At 62.7% G+C, this 19,803-nt stretch carries 18 protein-coding genes and 2 pseudogenes; 16 read left to right on the top strand and 4 right to left on the bottom strand.

From position 1 onward, the window contains the following. The first annotated feature begins 8 nt into the window (after positions 1-8). The 7 genes from tssM (at position 9) to AACG97_RS18955 (ending at position 8,959) form a co-directional block, all read left to right on the top strand. Positions 9-3,596 carry a type VI secretion system membrane subunit TssM gene (gene tssM, locus AACG97_RS18985; protein WP_225786081.1) on the top strand — a complete coding sequence of 1,196 codons (3,588 nt, stop codon included), beginning with the start codon at positions 9-11 and terminating at the stop codon, positions 3,594-3,596. A 227-nt stretch (positions 3,597-3,823) separates the two neighbouring features. After that, positions 3,824-4,402 (top strand): GNAT family N-acetyltransferase, encoded by a 579-nt coding sequence (locus AACG97_RS18980; protein ID WP_197885434.1) that lies wholly within the window; start codon positions 3,824-3,826, stop codon positions 4,400-4,402. A gap of 72 nt (positions 4,403-4,474) precedes the next feature. Continuing rightward, on the top strand, positions 4,475-5,197 hold the full coding sequence (locus tag AACG97_RS18975) for a TenA family transcriptional regulator (protein ID WP_197885433.1): 723 nt from the start codon (positions 4,475-4,477) through the stop codon (positions 5,195-5,197). A gap of 22 nt (positions 5,198-5,219) precedes the next feature. Next, entirely contained in the window at positions 5,220-6,449 is a 1,230-nt protein-coding gene (locus tag AACG97_RS18970; RefSeq protein ID WP_029887442.1) for an MFS transporter, read from the top strand. A gap of 46 nt (positions 6,450-6,495) precedes the next feature. Continuing rightward, positions 6,496-7,746, top strand: a complete 1,251-nt coding sequence (locus tag AACG97_RS18965) for an aminotransferase class I/II-fold pyridoxal phosphate-dependent enzyme (RefSeq protein WP_029887441.1) — start codon at positions 6,496-6,498, stop codon at positions 7,744-7,746. After that, positions 7,739-7,966, top strand: a complete 228-nt coding sequence (locus AACG97_RS18960; RefSeq protein WP_029887440.1) for a hypothetical protein — start codon at positions 7,739-7,741, stop codon at positions 7,964-7,966. The genes AACG97_RS18965 and AACG97_RS18960 overlap by 8 nt, the downstream gene beginning before the upstream one ends. 66 nt (positions 7,967-8,032) lie before the next feature. Then, positions 8,033-8,959 (top strand): dienelactone hydrolase family protein, encoded by a 927-nt coding sequence (locus AACG97_RS18955; RefSeq protein ID WP_009686357.1) that lies wholly within the window; start codon positions 8,033-8,035, stop codon positions 8,957-8,959. A gap of 2 nt (positions 8,960-8,961) precedes the next feature. Here the strand turns inward: AACG97_RS18955 and AACG97_RS18950 are convergent, their stop codons facing one another. Continuing rightward, positions 8,962-9,933, bottom strand: a complete 972-nt coding sequence (locus tag AACG97_RS18950; protein ID WP_115294446.1) for a GlxA family transcriptional regulator — start codon at positions 9,931-9,933, stop codon at positions 8,962-8,964. Positions 9,934-10,260: 327 nt separating this feature from the next. Here AACG97_RS18950 and AACG97_RS28120 point away from each other — a divergent pair. The 4 genes and pseudogenes from AACG97_RS28120 to AACG97_RS18935 all read left to right on the top strand — a co-directional run. Then, a pseudogene (locus AACG97_RS28120) lies at positions 10,261-11,322 on the top strand (methyl-accepting chemotaxis protein); the annotation flags it as partial. Then, positions 11,314-12,177, top strand: a complete 864-nt coding sequence (locus AACG97_RS28115) for a methyl-accepting chemotaxis protein (protein WP_370738668.1) — start codon at positions 11,314-11,316, stop codon at positions 12,175-12,177. The pseudogene AACG97_RS28120 and the gene AACG97_RS28115, both read left to right, overlap by 9 nt. A 103-nt stretch (positions 12,178-12,280) precedes the next feature. Next, the gene (hchA, locus tag AACG97_RS18940; protein ID WP_144188723.1) at positions 12,281-13,153 is read left to right on the top strand and encodes a glyoxalase III HchA; all 873 of its coding nucleotides are present in this window, start codon (positions 12,281-12,283) and stop codon (positions 13,151-13,153) included. A 38-nt stretch (positions 13,154-13,191) separates the two neighbouring features. Beyond that, positions 13,192-13,410, top strand: a pseudogene (locus AACG97_RS18935) (LuxR C-terminal-related transcriptional regulator); the annotation flags it as partial. Between the two features lie 15 nt (positions 13,411-13,425). Here the strand turns inward: AACG97_RS18935 and AACG97_RS18930 are convergent. Further along, a complete protein-coding gene (locus AACG97_RS18930) occupies positions 13,426-14,118 on the bottom strand; it encodes a FadR/GntR family transcriptional regulator (protein WP_029887434.1) in 693 nt (230 codons plus the stop codon). A gap of 259 nt (positions 14,119-14,377) precedes the next feature. Between AACG97_RS18930 and AACG97_RS18925 the strand changes: the two genes are divergently transcribed. From AACG97_RS18925 to AACG97_RS18910, 4 genes are read left to right on the top strand one after another with little or no spacing between them, the layout of a single operon-like run. Next, on the top strand, positions 14,378-15,163 hold the full coding sequence (locus AACG97_RS18925; RefSeq protein ID WP_009686363.1) for a transporter substrate-binding domain-containing protein: 786 nt from the start codon (positions 14,378-14,380) through the stop codon (positions 15,161-15,163). A 23-nt stretch (positions 15,164-15,186) separates the two neighbouring features. Continuing rightward, positions 15,187-15,852 (top strand): amino acid ABC transporter permease, encoded by a 666-nt coding sequence (locus AACG97_RS18920; protein ID WP_009686364.1) that lies wholly within the window; start codon positions 15,187-15,189, stop codon positions 15,850-15,852. Beyond that, positions 15,853-16,500, top strand: coding sequence for an amino acid ABC transporter permease (locus AACG97_RS18915; protein WP_009686365.1), 648 nt, complete (start codon positions 15,853-15,855; stop codon positions 16,498-16,500). Continuing rightward, positions 16,487-17,218: an amino acid ABC transporter ATP-binding protein gene (locus tag AACG97_RS18910; protein ID WP_009686366.1), complete on the top strand. Its 732-nt coding sequence runs from the start codon at positions 16,487-16,489 to the stop codon at positions 17,216-17,218. The genes AACG97_RS18915 and AACG97_RS18910 overlap by 14 nt, the downstream gene beginning before the upstream one ends. Before the next feature lie 57 nt (positions 17,219-17,275). Here the strand turns inward: AACG97_RS18910 and AACG97_RS18905 are convergent, their stop codons facing one another. After that, positions 17,276-17,791, bottom strand: a complete 516-nt coding sequence (locus AACG97_RS18905; protein ID WP_054881748.1) for a DUF4880 domain-containing protein — start codon at positions 17,789-17,791, stop codon at positions 17,276-17,278. 433 nt (positions 17,792-18,224) lie between these two features. After that, positions 18,225-18,536: a DUF6124 family protein gene (locus AACG97_RS18900; protein ID WP_009686368.1), complete on the bottom strand. Its 312-nt coding sequence runs from the start codon at positions 18,534-18,536 to the stop codon at positions 18,225-18,227. 88 nt (positions 18,537-18,624) lie between these two features. Here AACG97_RS18900 and AACG97_RS18895 point away from each other — a divergent pair, with 88 nt between their 5' ends. After that, on the top strand, positions 18,625-19,332 hold the full coding sequence (locus AACG97_RS18895; RefSeq protein ID WP_009686369.1) for a LexA family transcriptional regulator: 708 nt from the start codon (positions 18,625-18,627) through the stop codon (positions 19,330-19,332). Positions 19,333-19,803: the final 471 nt, after the last annotated feature.

The raw sequence follows: 19,803 nt of genomic DNA, 5'->3' as shown, positions 1-19,803 counted from the left end.
GACCCGCCATGAATCCACGATGGACGCTATTGAAACGTTGGCTTTTGCCCCTGGCGACTCGAGTCGGCCTGGCCATGCCTGTGCTGCTTTTGCTGGGCAGCGTGCTGATGCTGGTCGCCATCTGGTGGCTTGGCCCACAGTGGGCATGGCGTGAACAGCATCCGCTTGCCAGCATCGCGCACCGCAGCCTGGCCAGCCTGGTGCTCGTGCTGGTGCCGCTGCTGTGCTGGCTGTTGGCGCTGCGCAGGCGCTACGTGCGCCTTCAGGCAGAGCGCAACGAGGCGGCGGCCGCAGAGCTGGACAGCGTATTGCCGTTGCTTCGGGCCCAGGAAAACGCCTTGGACCAAGGGCTGGCGCGATTGCTCGGCAGTGCGGGAGGGCGGCGTGCCCTGTACCGATTGCCCTGGTACCTGGTGATAGGCGACCAGCATGCGGGCAAGTCCAGTTTCATCGACCGTACGGAGCAAAGCTTTTCCCTGACCCGGATCGACAAGGTGCAGGCGCGGGGTAAACAGGCGAAGGCGCTGGCCTTCCCGATAGGCTGGTGGGTCAGCAACGAGGCGGTGATCATCGACCCGCCCGGGGCCTTTATCAGGCAGGATTCGCCGGCAGGCTCGCTCGCCGGGGCGCCAGGTGCCCCGCAGGTGCCACCGGCTGCCCCCGCCAGGCTCTGGCAGCACCTGCTGGGTTGGCTGGTGCACAATCGCAGCCAGCGGGCACTCAATGGCATGGTGCTGGTCGTGGACCTGCCTGCGTTATTGCAGGGTACGCCCGAGCAGCGTGTTGCCTTGGCCCACAGGCTGCGCACACGGCTGTACGAAGTCAGCAGCCAGTTGGGCTCGCGCCTGCCGTTGTATGTGGTACTGAGCAAATTCGACCTGCTGGACGGCTTCGACCAGCTCTATGGGGGCCTCCCCGTCGACTTGCGGGAAAACATGCTGGGCTTCACCTTCAAGCTGGATACGGTCGGCACCTTCGATGCCTGGCTGCAGGAGTATGGCGATCATTACCAGCAGTTGCTCAGTCGGCTGTTCGAGCAGGTGGTGGATCGACTCGATACCTTGGCCAGTGCGCCGCAGCGCGCGCGGCTGTTCTCGTTGCATGCCCAGTTGATCGGCTTGCGCCCGATACTGCTGGGTTTCCTGAAAGAAACGCTGGCGAGTGACCGTTACACCATACCCGCCCTGGTGCGGGGGGTGTACTGGTCTTCGGTCATTCAGCAAGGGGACGTGCTCAACGCCTTCGTCCGCGAGTCAGCCCAGCCCTACAACACAGCGCTTCCGTTGCTGGAGGGCAAGGCGCAAGGCAAAGCGTTTGCCTACTTCATCCAGCATGCGTTCCGGCGTGTCATCTACAAGGAGGCGGGGCTTGCCGGAGACAACATCAAGGTGGCGCGCAGCAAGCGCCGGTTGTTATGGGTCGGCTCGGGTGTAGGCATGCTGGCTTTCTGTGTTGCCGTAGCCAGCTGGCAGCGCTTTTTCGACATCAATGGCGCCAAGGCCGCCAACGTGCTCGCCAAAAGCCGGGAGTACAGCCACCACCAGGTGGATCAGCGCCTGGACCCGACCGGGCGCAACCTGCTGGAGCCGCTGGACCAGATCCGCGATGCGGTTTCGGTGTTTGGCGACTACCGCGCCGCCTGGCCGGGTGTTTCTGATCTAGGCCTCTACCAGGGGCGTATCATTGGCCCGCGTGTCGATGAGGCTTACCTCAGCTTGCTCTCCAGGCGATTCCTGCCGGCCTTGGCCAGTGGCGTGCTCGACGCCATGGATGCCGCTACGCCTGGCAGTGAACGGCAAATGGCTGCCCTGCGGGTTTACCGTATGCTGGAAGACCGCCAGAACCGGCGGCCTGAGTGGGTCGAGACATGGATGGCCCGCCAGTGGCAGCAACAGTTTCCTGGCCAAGGGCAGCTGCAGCGCGACCTCATGCGCCACCTGAAGTACGCCTTGGCCTATGCCGACACCGAGTTGCCGCAGTACCGCCAGCGTATCGCCGTGGTGCAGGCGGCGTTGCGCAAGGTGCCGTTACCGGAGCGGGTATATGCCGGGCTCAAGCAGCAGGCTCAGGAACACCTGCTCACGGGCCTGGATTTGCGTCAGCAGGTCGGCCCCGCGTTCGACGTGGTCTTCCAGCGCTCGGCAGGGGCCAGCGGCGAGGATGTGCGACTGGCGCCGATACACACCGCCAAGGGTTTCAAAGAGTACTTCGAGCCCCGCAGCCAAAGCTTCGCCGACATGGCGATGATCGACCAGTGGGCGCTGGGTGAGCGCAGCCAGCTGGAGTACTCGGACGCTGACCGGGTGGTGTTGAGCGAGCGTCTGCGCAACCTGTATAGCACCGACTACATAAACAGCTGGCGGCGTGCATTGAATGCCGTTTCGGTGGCGGATTTTCACGACCTCGAACACGGCGTAATGGTCCTGCAGCAGCTGACCGGGCCCGCGGCGCCGTGGCATCGGCTGCTGGCTACGGTGAAGGAAAACACTTCGCTGTCATCGGCTGAGGTACCCGACACGGGCAGCGCCAGCGACACGCTCATGCCCAAGGGCAGCGAGCCCGAGCGCCAGCAGGCCTGGGCCATCCAGCGGGCTTTTGCGGGGCTGAACGGGATGCTGCATGCAACGCAAGACAAGCCAAGCTATTACGATGAAGTGCTGGCGGCCATGGTGGCCGTGCACGATTACGCCAAGGCCGTGCAGGGCAGCCCAGACCGGGGCAAGGCCGCCCTGCAAGCGGTGCAGCAGCGCTTTGCGATGACCGGCCCGGACCCGATCGGCACTCTGCAACGGGTGGCCACCGGTTTGCCTGAACCGCTCAATCACCACGCCAGGAAAGTGGCCGATGAAACCGCCCGAGTGCTGCACATCGAAGCCCTGCGCGAGCTGGAGCGGCGCTGGGACACCGAGGTCTACAGCTTCTTCCAGCAGCGCCTTGCCGGGCGTTACCCTTTCGTGGCCAGGGCGCCGGATGCGTCGCTGGATGACTTCGAGGCGTTCTTCGGGCCGCAGGGGCGGTTGCAGCGCTTCAGTGATCAATACCTGAGGGCATTCCTGCACGACAACCTCGAGGCCCTGCGCGCCGGCCCGCAAGGGCAGTCGCTGATCCGCAGCGATGTGATCGAGCAGTTGGCGCTGGCCAACCGCATTCGCGAAACCTTCTTCGACCAGCGTGGCAACCTGAGCGTGCAGTTCAGCATCGAGCCGCTGGGGCTCAGCGCTAACCAGCGCACCAGCCTGCTGGACCTTGACGGCCAGCTGATTGCCTACACCCATGGCCCGCGGCAGCTCACCGGCATCATCTGGCCGAACACGCTTGGCCGGCACGTGCGCAGTAACCTGACCCTGCTCAGGCAGAACGGCAGTAGCAGCCGCCTGGAGTACCGCGGCCCCTGGTCGATGTTCCGCTTGCTCAGCCGCGGTTCGCTCAATGGGCGAACCGCAACCAGCGTGGACCTGAGCTTCAGCACCGGTGATGGCGTGATGCGCTACCGGCTCAGCGCTGAAAAAGCGTTCAACCCCATTACCCAGGAACCGTTCAAGGGCTTCCAGTTACCCCGTGGGTTGCTGCAGCAGCCGCTTGAGGCCCGGCTGTAAGGCGGGTTCGCAGGGGCGCAGGGATCGTTTGAAAAATGCCACGGCACCGGGCGGGTGCGCGACCCTGCCCGCCGAGCAGGCGGCGCGGTGCAGCACAGCGTCTGCGCCGCGGTTCCCGGCCAGGTTGAGGGTTGTCACTATCTTTCCGTTTTCTGTCCGATTGCCTGCTTACTCCACGTTACACCTAAACGGTTAAATCCCTGCCTGAACGTACACGGGATTTCACCATGAACACCTCCCTCTCCTTGGCGCCACAAGATTCCACCGAGGCGCAGTTGCAATGGCTACAACGGGCTGACCGTACTGTTGCACTGGACATCATGAAGCTCATCAACAGCACGGTTGAGGATGGCGGGGTGCTGGGCTACGAGCAGGCGATGTCGGTCGACCAGGGTGTCGGTTTCGCCACGGCGTTGCAGGCGCGTATCGAGGGCGGGCATACCTACGCTTTGCTCGGCCGGGCACCTGCCGGCCCGGCGTGCCTGGTCATCCTGTCCCGTAGCAGCATGCCCAACTGCCGCCACATCGCTGACCTGAGCAAAGGCGTGGTACACCCAGACTACCGGGGCTCCGGGCTGGTGGCCCGGGCCTTCGCGGAAATCGTGCGGCTGTGCCAGGCGAAGGGTATCGAACTGTTGACCCTGGACGTACGCGAAGGCACCCGTGCCCACCGCCTATGGCAACGCTTCGGGTTTCAGACCTACGGCGTGCTCGACGACTACGCGCGGGTCAACGGTGTGAAGCACCGCGGCCACTACATGGCCCAGTCAGTACAAAGCCTGGCCCAGCGACTCAACCTGAGCTGAAGCGCCCTCAATCCTTCGCCTGCGGCCATCGCCGCCAAGGGCCCCCTTTTCCATCATTCAAGGAACGCCACCATGGCCTTGTCGACTGCAGCCTTTCGCGATCAGCTGGAACAGAAACTGCACCACCACCTGACGCTGTCTCACCCGATCTTCGAAGCCCTGCTTTCACCTGAAGGCAACAAGCCGCTCCTGCGCAAGGTCGCGCTGCAAGGTTACCAACTCACCAAGTACTTCCTGACTTATGTCGAGCACCTGTTCTTCCATTGCCCGCTGCCTGCCCACAAGCGCGCGCTGATCACCAACTGCTTCGAGGAGGAGACCGGGCGGCTCTCGCGTACCGATAACCATGTGGTGCTCATGCAGAATTTCTTGCGTGCACTGGGCATCAGCGATGCCGAGCGTGATGCCGAGCAACTGCTGCCGGCCACCTGGGAGCTAATCGACTACCGCCTGCAGGCGGTACGTGACCCGGCGCGTTACCACGTGGGGGCTGCCGCGGTGATGATCGCCAGCGAGGGGCAAAACCTCGAGACCGTTGCCGGTGATGCACGTCACGTGCTGCTCGGCCGGGCGTACGGCCTGACCGAGCACGACTTGCTGTTCTTCTCCGTGCACCAGAAGGAAGACGTTGGCCACGTCAACGAAGGCCTGGATCTGGTTTCGCAGCTGTGCACCACGGCCCAGATGCAACAAGAGGCGTTGCAAGCGGTAGATCACACCTGCCAGCTGTTCTACGCGATGTACGAAAACATGTACCAGGTGTATTGCCGGGCTCCCCAGGCCGAAGCGGTGTAATACCCCGCGCAGAGGATTGGCCATGAAACAGAAATTCAGCTCAACCCTGATCGTCTCGGTGCTGGTAGTCGGCTTCGTGGTGATGTTCCTGTCCAGCGCCCTGAAAGGGCTGTACCAAGTGTACTTCGTCGACCTGGCCACGCACTTTGGTGGCGGGCGTGCAGCCTTGGCCACGGCAGGTTCTTTGTTCGTGCTGACCATTGGCCTGGTGTCGCCGGTGGTGGGTTGGCTGAGCGACCGGGTTGGGCCGCTGAGCACGGTTGCCCTGGGCAGCGTAAGTGCAGGGGTGGTGCTGCTGGGGGTGACCTTGGTCGGCAGCCAGCTGATGCTGTTCACCCTGTTGTATGGCCTGCTGGGTGCCTTCGCCCTTGCCGCGATGACCTACGTACCCATGGGCATTCTGGTCGATCGCCTGGTCGCAGAGCGCTTCAAGGCCTTCGCCTTCGCTTTCGTGACCAATGGCACGTCGATCGGCTTCATCGTGCTTTCGCCGCTGTGGATCATGCTGCAGCAGCGCGTGGGCTGGCAGCCGGTGTTCTCCTGGGTCGGCCTGATCTTCCTGGTGCCGTTGAGCCTGGCGCTGTACTGGGTGGCGCGCACCGTTCCGCTCAAGCCCGACCCGCAGGCGGCGCTGGTCAAGCACTCGGTCGCGTTTCTGTTGCGTGATTCGCGGTTCTTCGTATTGGCCCTCAGCTTCGCCAGCTGTGGGGCCACCATGGCGTTCATCGACGTGCACCTGGTGTCGTTCTGGCAGGGCGAGGGGCTGCCTAGCTCGGTACAAGCCAGCGGCCTGAGCTTGCTGGGTGTGCTGGAACTGGTCAGTGGCCTGATGGCTGGGTGGCTGGCTACCCGCTACAACAAAGGGCTGCTGCTGATGATGTTCTACCTGCTGCGTACGGCGGCGGTGATCGTCCTGCTGACCACGCCCGGGCCGCTGGGTACCTACCTGTTTGCGGTGCTGTTCGGTGCCAGTTACCTGGGTACGGTGGTGCTCACGTCAGCATTCTGCTTTGCCCTGTATGGCGCCGAAATCAAAGGCAAGGTGTTTGGCCTGCTGTTCCTCGTACACCAACTGGGTGCGTTGCTGGCCACACAGCTCGGCGCCCTGGATTTCGACCGGCATCAAAGCTACCAGTTGACCCTGGTTGGCCTGGCGACGGCCACCGTGATGGCTGCACTGGCTTCCCTGTGGCTGGTTTCGGCACGCGTGGCCGCAGAAGCCTCGGCCCCGCCAGTGGCTGAAGCGGAATAGCCCCCGATCAACTGCGCATTGTTCAATGCAAACAAGGAGATGCACCATGCAATCGTCTGCGATTGGCCTGGACGGCTTTGACGCAACTTCGGCGCTGCACAGCAATCGGGTCAGCGATTTGTCCGATGTTTTCTGCGAGCCATTGGCCATGACGTCTGCTTATACCTTTGCGTCGGCGCAAGAGGCTGCAGAACGTTTCAGCGGGCAACAGCAGGGTAATGTGTACAGCCGCTTCACCAACCCCACGGTGCAAGCCTTCGAAGGCCGCGTGGCGGCGCTCGAACAAGCCGAAGACGCGGTGGCGTTCGCTTCGGGAATGGGCGCGTTCACCGCGCTGTGCCATGGGTTCCTGCAGCAGGGTGACAACATTGTCTGCAGCCGCGATGTGTTCGGTACCACCGCCAGTGCCTTAAGCGTTTACATGGCGCGGTTCGGCATCGAGGCGCGGTTCGTCGACCTTACCGACCTGGGCCAGTGGCAGCAGGCGATCGACGACAAGACCCGCCTGGTGGTGCTGGAATCCCCCTCCAATCCGCTGCTGAAAATTGGTGACATCCGTGCCATCAGCCTTCTGGCGCACGCCAAGGATGCGCTGGTCGTGGTGGACAACACCCTGTTGACGCCGGTGCTCCAGCGCCCGCACAGCCTGGGTGCGGACTTGGTCATCCATTCGGCGGGCAAGTACATGGACGGCCAGGGGCGTGCGCTGGCCGGTGTAGTGACCGGTTCCAAGAGCCTGATGCAGGTGTTGAGGGGCGTGTTGCGCACGTTGGGTATTTCCTGCAGCCCGTTCAATGCCTGGTTGTTGCTCAAAAGCCTGGAAACCCTCGAAATCCGCATGCTGCGGGTGCAACAGGGCGCCCTGGAGCTGGCCCAGTGGCTTGGCGAACAACCCCTGGTGAGCGCTGTGCATTACACCGGCCTGGCGCAACACCCTCAGCATGCCTTGGCGTGCAGGCAACAGGACGGCCATGGCGGCTTGCTGAGTTTCGAGATCTTCGGCGGGCAGGCAGCGGCCTGGCAATGGATCGATCAACTGCAGTGCGTGGCGCGCTGCACCAATATTGGTGATACCCGCAGCATGGTCACGCACCCGGCCAGCACCACCCATGGCCGCCTGGATGCGCAAGCGCGGCGCCACGCCGGCATTTCCGACGGGTTGATCAGGCTGTGCGTCGGCCTGGAGCGGGTGAGCGATATCAAGGCCGACCTGCAACAGGCCTTCGATGCCGTGGCCTTCCAACCCGCGGTACAGGCAGCGTCGGGCCGCCCCCGCAGTGTGGTCGCCAATGGCTGAACTGCTCGCTTCCGGGTTCTCCATTGGGGTGTTTGCCGTGGGCATGCAATTGCTCGCCCTGGTCGCGGTGTATGGCGCGTGCACCGCCCGGCAAGTGCGCGGTTATGCCGTGGCGTTCGGCTTGGGGTGCTGTGTGCTGATCGCAATGGTGGTGCTGGACCCGTTGGCGCTTGGCCGCTGGCCCATCGAGGGTGTGGCAGCGATGGCGATGTGCGGCTGAGACGGGCGTCCGTTTTTTGTGAAACAGCAGCAATAAAAGCCCGTTGGGGCGTTCAGGAGTCGTTAAATGTATAAAAAATTGGCCATCAGCCTGTTATTGGGGTGTGCGCTGCCGTTGGCAGCGGCCCAGGCTGAGGTTGCATCCGACGCTGGCGAGACTGTGGCCAGCGTCAGCAAGCGGCTGGTTTCGTTCTACAGCCAGCCCCTGCCTTCTGCCGGCAAACTGAAACCGATCAGGGTGCCAGCGGTGCTCTCTATGCCGGCCAACCAGGCCGGGCCAGCACCGGCTGTGGTGATATTGCACGGCTCGGCGGGGATGGACTCACGCGGGCCGTTGCACGCGGCCGACCTCAATGCCCGCGGCATCGCCACGCTGGAACTGGACATGTGGGGCGCGCGCCGGCTGGCTGGCGGCGCACAGGGGCGGCCGCCCCGGGTTCACGATACCTTGCCGGACCTGGCGGGCGCCTTGTCTTACCTGGCCAATCAGCCAGGGGTCGATAGCGAGCGGGTAGGGGTGCTCGGGTTTTCATGGGGTGGCGCCCAGGCCATGCTCGCCGCGTCTGCGTCCATCGACGATGAGTTGCAACAGGCCTCTGGGGTGCGCCCCGTAGCCTTGGCAGCGTTCTATCCCGTGTGCTGGGGATACAACCGTGTGCCAGGCTATGACTTGAAGCACCTGGCGCCGGCCCGCCTGCTGGTGCTGGTCGGTGAAAAGGACCAGTACGATGATGACCCCAAGGCTTGTACCAAACTGGTTGCAAGCCTGCCTGCCGAAGACCAGGCACGGGCAAAGGTGCTGGTCTACCCCGGTGCCGAGCATGGCTTCAATGGCCTGGAAGCCGCGCAGGAATACAAGGATCCGTTCCTGCACCGTGGCCAGGGCGGCTTGGGGCGTTCGGCACCGGACCCAGCAGCCCGGGAGGCGTCGCGCAAGGCTGTGGTAGCGTTTTTCACAGACAGTTTCGCCACCCCCACCGTGAGTGGTCGCTGATACTAGGTGTTTTCCTGGGTGATCACGCTGCGAAACTGCAGCGGCGGTTGCGGCATTTCCCGCCGCCAGGCCAGGCGAAAGGCATGGCTGCTGCCGTAACCGCAACGTTCGGCGATCTGTTCCACATTCAGGCGGCTGCCGCGTAAAAGGTCACGGGCCAGGTCGATGCGTTGGGCGCGCAGGTAGTCCTGCAGGGTTTGCCCCGTGTTCTCGCGAAACAGGCGTGCCAGGTGCCGATAGCTGACATTGAACTGGCTGGCCAGTTGTTCGAAGCTGAAACTGCTGCCCAGGTGCGTATCGATATAGTCCTGGGCCGCGTGTACCAGCGGGTGGATGTGGTTGCGTGCCAGGTCTGCCGCGCGCAGTTGCACATCTTCGCCAGCACGGCGACGGTAGATCACCAGCTCCTGGGCCACCTGGTTGGCCACGGCTTTGCCGAAATGCAGCGACACGATATGCAAGGCCAGGTCGGTGCCGCTGGACACGCCCGCCGAGGTGAACAAACCGTCGTCCTCCACGAAAAGGCGATTTTCCAGCACCTTGGCTTTTGGGTAGCGTGCCTGCAGCAAGCCGACATAGCGGTGGTGGGTGGTGCATTCACGGCCGTTCAGCAGCCCGGCTTCGCCCAGCAGGAACGCGCCGGTGCAGATGGAACACAGTTGCACGTCTGGGGTTTGCCCCATCACGTTCGCCAGCCACTGCGCGGTTGCGGCCAAGGTCGCAGCGTCGCTGGGGCTGGTAGACAGCTTGTTGCCGACCACGAACAGCAAATCTTCGGGCGAAAGCTGTTCGGGCAGGGGATGCAAGCCGCTCAAGGTCACACCTTGATAGCTGCTCATCTGTTGTCTGGCTGCGATGCAACGGACGCTGACCGGCGCCAACCGCAGCTCTTCCAGGCTGGCCATGATCTGCAGCGGCCCGCCGAGGTCCAGAATGTGTGTGCCCGGGAGTAACAAGAACCAAATGGTGCGCATGACGGTATTCCTATGATGTTCAAGCGCCTGACGTAAAGCGGCACCTCAGCAAAATAGCGTCAAAAGGCCATGCAGTGAAAGCCTGCCCTGATCGGATGCAGGCACTAGGGAAACGCTGTAAATAGCCGCTATTAATTCCCCATTCGCAACAATTGCTTCGATATTTGCATTTGATTGATTTATGTGGCCCTGTCACGCTCTCGAGCTGCCTCAAATATCGCCTGAGCCCAGCCCGGTCCGCTTTATCGCCTGGGCGGCGCGCCCAGCTGCCCATTCGCATTCATTTCATCGCGACCTGGCAGCGACATCGTTCAAGGATGCAATGATATGAATAACTGGCTAACCCACCTCACTGTCGCCAAGAAGCTGATGACCGGCTTCGGCCTGCTATTGCTGTTGGTGGTTTTGAGCATTGGCGCAGGCTGGAGCGCCATCAGCAGCTTGTCCTACCGGATGGACCGCATGAGTGCGGTCAACCGGCTGATGGACGACATATCCAAGATGCGCCTGGACCGTTCGGCTTACCTGCAAAGTGAAGGCGACGCCCAGGCTGCCAAGGTTTTGCAGGACAAGATCGTCGAAGTTGGGCAGCACCTGGTCGAGCTGCAAGGGTTTTTTGCCAATGCCGAGAATGCACGGCGGATTGCCTCGCTGGCGGAATACCTGGCCACCTACCAGCGGGGTATTGAATCCTTGGGCCAGGCCTATGAGCAGATCGAGCAGTCGCGGGCGGTACGCCGCAGCAGCGGCGACAGCGCACTCAAGCGCCTGGATGAGCTCGACAGACTGGCGGGTGAACAGAACGGCTTGCGTGACCAGGCACTCTACAAGGCGGTCAACGACCTGCAGATGCAATTTCTGTATGCGCGCTTTGAAACCCGTGGCTACACCTACGGTGGCAATGGCAAGCAGTACGCTGCTGCGGCCAAGGCCGTTGACGCGACACTGACCGCGTTGCAAACCCTGGGGGATGTTCTGCAGGGCTCGCGTGCAAGCCTGCTCAATGAGCTGACGCAATCCGTTACCGCCTACCGGGCCTCGCTGGACACTCACCGCGCGGCGTTGACCCGCATCGACACCCTGCTCAAGGACATCCAGAAGCAGGGTGATGCATTGCTGCAGACCAGCCAGGACCTGTACGACCAGCAGATGCAGATGCGCCAGGACGATACCCGTGATGCGGCGTGGACGCTGATCAGTTGCCTGGTGCTGGCGCTGCTGCTGGGCGGGCTGGCGGCCGTGTTGATCACGCGGCAGATCGTGCCACCCCTGCGCGAAGCGTTGGCCCGGGTGCGGCGCATTGCCGAGGGTGACCTCAGCGTCTTCCCCACGGGCTCGCGCAAAGACGAAATCGGCGAGTTGCAAGATGGCTTGCAGCACATGACCGGCAGCTTGCGACAACTGGTTGGGCATATCGGTGATGGGGCGACGCAGATCGCCAGCGCCACCGAAGAGCTGTCGGCGATTACCCGGCAGACGCAGGCAGGCGCTACCGAGCAGATGCAGGAAACCGAGCAGGTGGCTGCGGCCATGCACGAAATGACCACCTCGGTGCAGGATGTGGCCCGCAACGCGGTCGAAACCGCGCGCTCGGTCAACCAGGCGGCGCAGGATGCTGTCAGTGGCGGCGACATCGTCAAAAGCGCAATTGCGCGCATCGAAAACCTGTCTGCCGAGGTGGAGCTGACCAGCGCAGCGGTGAGCACGCTGGCTGAAGAAAGCGGGCGCATTGGCAGTATGCTCGACGTGATCAAGGCGGTGGCCGAACAAACCAACCTGCTGGCATTGAACGCGGCGATCGAGGCCGCGCGTGCAGGCGAGGCCGGCCGTGGCTTTGCCGTGGTAGCGGACGAAGTGCGTGCCCTGGCGCAGCGCACCCAGCGCTCAACCGAAGACATCGAACAACTGATCGCAGCCCTGCGCGCGGGCACGCTGCAAGCCGTGCAGCGCATGGAAACCAGCCGCGGCCTGACCGGCGAGAGCGTGCAACTGGCCCGCGATGCAGGTATTGCGCTGGAGAACATCACCCACAGCATCGGCGGCATTCAGGGCATGACCCAGCAAATCGCGGCGGCTGCCGAACAGCAGGGTGCCGTCGCCGAAGAAATCAATCGTAATGTGCTGAACGTACGCGACATTACCGAACAGGCGCAAACCGCCAGCGAACAGACCAGCACGGCCAGCCTGGAGTTGGCCGGTTTGGGCAATTCACTGCAGGGGCAGGTACGCCGGTTTCAGCTCTGACCCGGCCTGAGGTAGCGCGCCATTAAGGGAAAACCCGCATTGCTGGAACGTGGGGCGGGGCCTAGGATGGTCATCGACGTCAACCTTTATCGAGGAGTACGCGATGACCACTGCAGCCGAAGACAAACGCCCAACCCCAGACCCTGCTGAGGTGGGCGCGTTTTTCCCCTCACCGTATTCGTTGAACCAATACACTTCGCCCACCTCTGACCTGAGCGATGCCGAGTACCCTGGTGCGTACAAAGGTGGCCGCTGGAAGGTTCTGGTCATCGGTGCCGATGAGCGCTACCTGCAAACTGCCAATGGCACCCTCTTCTCGACAGGCAACCACCCGGTAGAAACCTTGTTGCCCATGTACCACATGGACAAGGCGGGCTTCGCTTTCGATATCGCCACGGTGTCGGGCAACCCGGTCAAGTTCGAATTCTGGGCCATGCCCTCGGAAGACCAGGAGGTACAAGCGTTTTACCGCAAGTACCAGGCGTCATTCAGGCAGCCGCTGAAGCTGGCAGAGGTCGTCAAGGGCTTGGGTGATGACTCCGACTACATCGGCGTGTTCATTCCCGGGGGGCACGGTGCGCTGATCGGCTTGCCGGAAAGCAGCGAGGTCAAACAGGTGCTGGAGTGGGCGGCCGACCACGATAAATTCATCATTTCGCTGTGCCATGGCCCCGCGGCACTGTTGGCCGCGGGCGTGGATAAAACGGCGGAAAACTACAGGTTCAGCGGCTACAAGATCTGTGCGTTCCCTGACGCGCTGGATGCGCAAACCCCGGATATCGGCTACATGCCGGGGCACCTGACCTGGAAGTTTGGTGAAAAGCTGCGGGCCTTGGGGGTAGAGATCATCAACCAGGACATTACTGGCAAGGTGTACCAGGACCGCAAGTTGCTCACCGGCGACAGCCCGCTTGCGGGCAACAACCTTGGCAAGCTGGCCGCGGCCGCCTTGTTGAAAGAAACGTCCGGGCGATGACCTGCGGCGTAGCCGAAGTGGCGATGCAGGTGGCCCTGGCGGCGAGTGCCACGCAACTTTCGGCGCGGGAGCGGGAAGTACTGCGCTGGACCGCTGCCGGAAGCCGGCAAGCCGATATAGCTGCAACCCTTGGCTTGTCGGAACGCACCGTCGAGAACCACCTGCGTGCGGCGCGGCGGCGGCTGGGTGTGGCAACCACGGCTCAGGCGATCAAGATCGCCCTGCACAATGGCGAGTTGGGCAGCCGCCCGGAATAGGGCAGTGGCCGGGTTTCAGGCCGCAAATACCACACCGGTACGGGCAGCCGCATTGCGGATATGCTCCTGCATGGCACGCTGTGCACCGGCCTGGTTGCCACGGGCCAGCTGGCGCAGGATCTTGCGGTGTTCTTGCCAGGTTTCCATGGCCCGCTCGGGGCGAATGAAGGGCAGTTTCTGGCTTTCCAGGAAAATGTCCTGGCTGGCGGTGATCACCTGCAGCATCGCCAGGTTGCCGCTGGCCTCCAGCAGGCGCCGGTGGAAGGCGTAGTCGAGGCGGGCGGCGGCGTCGAAACGGCCGGCACGCAGCTCCTGGCGCATCGCCTCGACATTCGCCTCCAGCGCATCGATATCCGCACCGGTCAGGTACAGGGCAGCCAGGCCTGCCGCGAACCCCTCCAAGGCATAGCGCAACTGGAAGGTGTCCACCGCCGATACCTGTTCGGCGTATGGCCATGAGAACGTGGCCGCCGGGGGGGCGGAGGGCGCCTGCACGAAAACGCCCTTGCCCGGTTGCACGCTCACCAGCCCCAGCGCACTCAACGACGACAGCGCTTCGCGCAGTGACGCACGGCTGATGCCCAACTGCTCGGCCAGGTCGCGTTGCGAGGGTAGGGCATCGCCGGGTTGATAGTCGCCTGCCTCGATCAGCTTGCGAATGGCCTGCAAGGCTATTTCCGGAACGGCGCGGGGGAGCGTGTCGAGCATCTGTTCAGACCAGTTGGGAAGCGGTCTGCGCTTTGTAAAGGCTTTACCGGGTGTCTGGCAAGCCTCGCTCCGTGCTGGCGCAAGTGCAGGGCAGGCTGCACGAAAGCGGGGCACGGCCATCGCTGGCGGGCTGACTGTTCAGACCAGTAAGACCGCGAAGAGCCGCATGCCCCGGGCTTTTCCGGGGCCAGGCGCCAATGCTGGCACGGGCTGTGCAGTTTCAGCGCTAACGACCTTCTGCATACCCCGAGGCTTTCCCATGAAAAACATCCGCTCCCTGTTGCTGGCGACGCTGCTGTGTGGTGGCGCACTGGGCGCTGCCCAGGCCCAGGCCGACGCCCTGGCCGACATCACTGCCCGTGGTGTGCTCAAAGTGGCCGTGCCTCAGGACTTTCCACCGTTCGGCTCGGTCGGCCCCGACCTCAAGCCCCGCGGCCTGGACATCGACACGGCGCAGTTGTTGGCGGACAAGCTGGGCGTCAAGCTGGCCCTCACGCCCGTCAACAGCACCAACCGCATCCCGTTCCTCACCACGGGCAAGGTCGACCTGGTGATCTCCAGCCTGGGCAAGAATGCCGAGCGCGAAGCCGTGATCGATTTCTCCCGCCCTTATGCGCCGTTCTACCTGGCCGTGTTCGGCCCGGAGCAGACGTCGATCAGCGACATCGGTGCCATTGCCGGCAAGACCATCAGTGTGACCCGCGGCTCGATCGAGGACATGGAACTGACAGCGGTTGCCCCCAAAGGCGCGGTCATCAAGCGGTTCGAGGACAATAACTCCACCATCGCAGCGTACCTGTCTGGCCAGGTTGAACTGATTGCCAGCGGCAGCGTGGTGATGGCTGTCATCGCCGAGAAGAACCCGGCCAAGGTGCCGGTGATGAAGGTCAAGCTCAAGGACTCGCCCGTGTACGTCGGGCTGGCCAAGCAGGAGCCTGCCTTGCTGGCCAAGGTCAATGCCACCCTCGATGCCGCCAAGGCAGACGGCAGCCTCAACCGCAATGCTGAAAAATGGTTGAAGCAACCTTTGCCGGCCGACCTCTGAACTGCCCCTGGATTCGCTGACTGATGGCCTATCAATTCGATTTCGCGCCCGTGTTGGCCCAAGGCGACCTGCTGCTCAAGGGGGCGTTGTTCACGCTCCAGCTGACCGCAGTGGGCACCCTGTTCGGGGTAGCTCTGGGCGTACTTGGCGCTGTGGCGCGTGCCTGGCGGCTCAAACCGTTCGATGTGCTGTTCGGCGTGTACGTGGAACTGATCCGTAACACGCCCTTCATCGTGCAGCTGTTCTTCATCTTCTTTGGCTTGCCCGCGTTGGGGGTGCGCCTGACGGAATGGCAAGCCGCGGTGCTGGCCATGGTGATCAACCTGGGGGCCTATTCCACCGAAATCATCCGCGCCGGTATCCAGGCCATTCCCAAAGGGCAACTGGAGGCTGCGGCGGCACTGGCCATGAGCCGCGCCGAGGCGTTTCGCCATGTGGTCCTGCAACCGGCGCTGGCCAAAGTCTGGCCGGCCCTGTCGAGCCAGATCGTGATCGTCATGCTGGGCTCGGCGGTTTGTTCGCAGATTGCCACCGAAGAGTTGTCGTTTGCAGCCAATTTCATCCAGTCGCGCAATTTCCGGGCGTTCGAGACTTACCTGCTGACCACGGGCCTGTACCTGATCATGGCCATCGCGGTGCGCCAGCTGCTGCTGTGGTTCGGGCAGCGCTTTCTGATGGGGAGACGATGAATGGAGTTCACCTTATGGGACATCGTCCGCAACTTGCTGGTTGGCATGCAGTGGACCCTGCTGCTGTCGCTGGTGGCGTTCATCTGCGGTGGCGTCGCCGGCCTGCTGGTGCTGCTGGCGCGCCTCTCTGACAACTTCGTGCTGCGCGGGGCCGCCAAGGGCTATATCGAGCTGTTTCAGGGCACGCCACTGCTGATGCAGTTGTTCATGGTGTTTTTCGGCATTGCCCTGTTCGGCGTCGATATTTCGGCCTGGATGGCGGCGGCCATCGCCTTGACATTGTTCACCAGTGCCTTTCTCGCTGAAACCTGGCGCGGCTGCGTCGAGGCTATTCCACGTGGCCAGTGGGAAGCCTCCGGCAGCCTGGCCATGACCCGGCTGGAGCAGATGCGTTACGTGATCCTGCCCCAGGCGCTGCGGATTGCCGTGGCACCTACCGTTGGCTTCTCGGTGCAAGTGGTCAAAGGCACGGCGGTCACTTCGATCATCGGCTTTACCGAGCTGACCAAGACCGGCGGCATGCTCGCCAACGCCACCTTCGAGCCCTTCCTGATCTACGGCTTGGTGGCCGTGGGTTATTTCATGCTCTGCTACCCGCTCTCGCTGAGCGCCCGTTACCTGGAAAGGAGGCTGCATGCCCCTGCTTAGAGTGTCTGCGTTGCACAAGTACTATGGCGACAACCACGTGCTCAAGGGCGTAGACCTGAGCATCGAAGAGGGTGAAGTGGTCGCCATCATCGGCCGTAGCGGTTCCGGCAAAAGTACCTTTCTGCGTACGCTCAACGGCCTGGAGTCGATCAGTGACGGCGTGATCGAAGTGGATGGCGAGTACCTGGATGCCGCGCGCGCCGACCTGCGCACGCTGCGGCAGAAAGTCGGCATGGTGTTCCAGCAGTTCAACCTGTTCCCGCACCTGACGGTCGGCGAGAACGTCATGCTCGCGCCGCAGGTGGTGAAGAAGACGAGCAAGGCCCAGGCCCGCCAACTGGCTGAGCAAATGCTGGCCAGGGTTGGCCTGGGCGACAAGTTCGACGCCTACCCGGACCGCCTTTCTGGCGGGCAGCAGCAACGGGTGGCTATCGCCCGCGCCCTGGCGATGTCGCCCAAGGTTTTGCTGTGCGACGAGATCACCTCGGCGCTCGACCCGGAACTGGTCAACGAAGTGCTCGGCGTTGTGCGGCAATTGGCCAAGGAAGGCATGACCTTGATCATGGTGACCCATGAAATGCGCTTTGCCCGGGAAGTGGGTGACAAGCTGGTGTTCATGCACCACGGCAAGGTTCACGAAACCGGTCACCCACGTGATGTATTCGCCGCGCCGCGTACGGCGGAGCTGGCGAATTTCATTGGCAGCGTAATGGGCTGAGGGGGCAGGCTTCAGAGGGGCTGCGGCGGCGGGCCTGAAGTGAACCGGCAGCGGGCATCAGCTGCACCATGCCCACACCAGTAACGCCGCCAGCCCAGCCCCGACCGCCACCGAGCAGCCGCCTAGCGACAGCGCCGCCCGGCCTTGCCGGTACCAACCATCCTGGCCAAGCTGGCGCGCCGGCCCCAGCAGGCTGCGCCAGCGTAATTCCGTTTGGTGAAACGCCTGCAAGTTCGCGGCATCTGCGTCCAGCCAGCGGCGGAAGTCGATGCGCTCGCATGCGGTCACCTGGGGGCTCTGCAAGCGCACGTACCATTGGCTGGCCACGCTTGCCAGCACGTCCCGGCGCGGGCGCCCGGCCATCAGGGCCTGGTCCATGTTGCGTTCGACAGTGGCCAGTGGCAGGTCAAGGCGGGTGGCAATGCTGGCGAAGTCCAGCTGGTCGAGGCGGCTCAGCAGCATCACTTGCTGCACCCGGCGTGGCAGCCGCTTCAGCGCGTGCAGCAGGGCATTGTCGGCATCAGGCTCATTGACCGCGGTGGGGTGTTCGACGGGCAGCAGCAGACGGGTCATGACCGGCTCCTTGCGCTACAAAGGGGAAGGGGTGGGGGCATCTTCCGTGATGCGTGGTCAGCGTAGGCGAAACGAGATTGATTCTCAAGTGCTGATTGCGCATAGTTTTGTAATGAGCGTTCACGCCCTGAAACACATTTGCTACCATGCGCGCCATCACGATCTTCATTAGCCTGAAGAGCCAAAAAAAAGACCCGGCAAAAAGCCGGGTCAAAAACCGTGATTAGCCTGATGAGGAGATAATCTGAAAGCGACCTAAGCTTTCAGGTTATCCAGCAGATCTCGCGATCAGCTGAGTGCAATAATAATCGTTATCATTTGCCAGTCAAATGAATTTTCATCATTCCGGTAAAAAAGTTTTACCGGTGCGCTTCCTTGTCCCGGCAATCGGGGCCTTTGCCGTTACGCGGCCATCACGTGCTCTCCCTTCCGTTTACAAACCCCGGTCTTCACGTTGCTTGTGCTCCAGCAGCGCGCGTGCCATGTCCATCATGTGCATCAGCGCGAAGGTCAGCTCGCGCTGGCTGCCGTGCTGGTGCGTGGCGGTTTCCTGTGCGGTGGCGGCAGCGCAGCGCAGCAGGGCGATGGCGTGTTCCTGGGCCTGCTCGCTGGTCACGCCTTCGTGCAGGGTCCAGATCTTGTTGTCCAGCGTCGGGCGTGGCGGGTTGGGGTTGAGGTAGTAGTCGAGGGCGCGGCGGGCGGCTTCGCTGTCGAGATCTGTTTCGTCGTTTTTCGGTAGTTTCATCCTGATACCTGCTAATGCCAGTAAGGAAAGGGATCAGGCCGATACTAATACCTGGAGTATTTGAATTGCCACCAAGAAATAATACTGAATGTTTATTGAGCGCCAGAAGGCAGTCCGTATCGTGCCAGCGATGAATATGGATAAATGGATTGCCCTCGTCCGTGACCGGATGGAGGAGCTAGGGCTTACCCAAGAGCAGCTTGCCGAGCGCGTTGGCGTGTCTCAAGGCAGCGTGGGGCATTGGGTGAACAAAAGGCGTCAGCCGAAGATCGAGTCGATGAACCGCACGTTCGTCGAGATTGGCATGCCTCATTACCACGTCAGCTTGCAGTTGCGCGTTCAGGGCCAGGTTGGCGAGGAGCGCGGTACCTACGAGGTGGATGACGATGATGATGACCTGGACCTGATGCAATACATCGTATGTTTCCGCTATCCGGTGTTGAGTTGGGATCAGCTAGGTGGTGCCCAGATCGCGGAGCCTGCTGAGTTCGAGCAGACCGATTACCTGGCTCAGGGGAAGGCGTTCTGGCTGACGGTGGAAAATGATGCGATGAGTGCTATCAGTGGCCGCAGTGTGCCGCAGGGCATGCGAATGCTGGTGGACCCTGGGGCGCAAGCTGTACCTGGGCGTCTGGTGATTGCGCGTCAGCCAGGTAAACCGGCGATTTTTCGTGAATTGGCCGAGGAGGGTGGGCAGCGGTATCTCAAGGCATTGAACAGTAATTACCCGGCCTTGTTGTGCGAGGAAGGCTGCGAGTTCTTGGGGGTGGTTGTGCGGGTGCATGGCTCATTCTAGGTGTTTTGAGGTTGTTGTGAGGCTGGTGAGCGTAGGGCTTGATCAGTATGGCGCCTGTGAAATCGAGCGCCGCCCGCGCGGCGCATCGCGAGCTGCGCTCGCTCCTACTTTTGTTTCAGGCCAGTATGGCCTGTGACAGGCGCGCGCGACCGCCTTGTTCGTACGGCGCGGTATCGTGCCATGCCCCAAGGGGGCGCGCGCAAATCCCCCAGGCATAACTGGCCCGAAACAAACGTAGGAGCGAGCGCAGCTCGCGATGCGCCGCGCGGGCGGCGCTCGGTCTCGCAGGCGCTGCAAAGCATCGCCGGCAAGCCGGCTCCCACATCTGTTTCGGGCCAGGCTGCCCTGGGCCAGCGCATGCGACCGGTTGTGAATTTCTGGGGGTGGTTGTGCGGCTGGTGAGCGTAGGGCTTGATCAGTATGGCGCCTGTGAAATCGAGCGCCGCCCGCGCGGCGCATCGCGAGCTGCGC

The sequence above is a fragment of the Pseudomonas sp. Nvir genome (assembly GCF_963778085.1).
GTDB classification, from domain to species: domain Bacteria; phylum Pseudomonadota; class Gammaproteobacteria; order Pseudomonadales; family Pseudomonadaceae; genus Aquipseudomonas; species Aquipseudomonas juntendi.
This window is presented reverse-complemented; position numbering and strand designations above follow the sequence as displayed.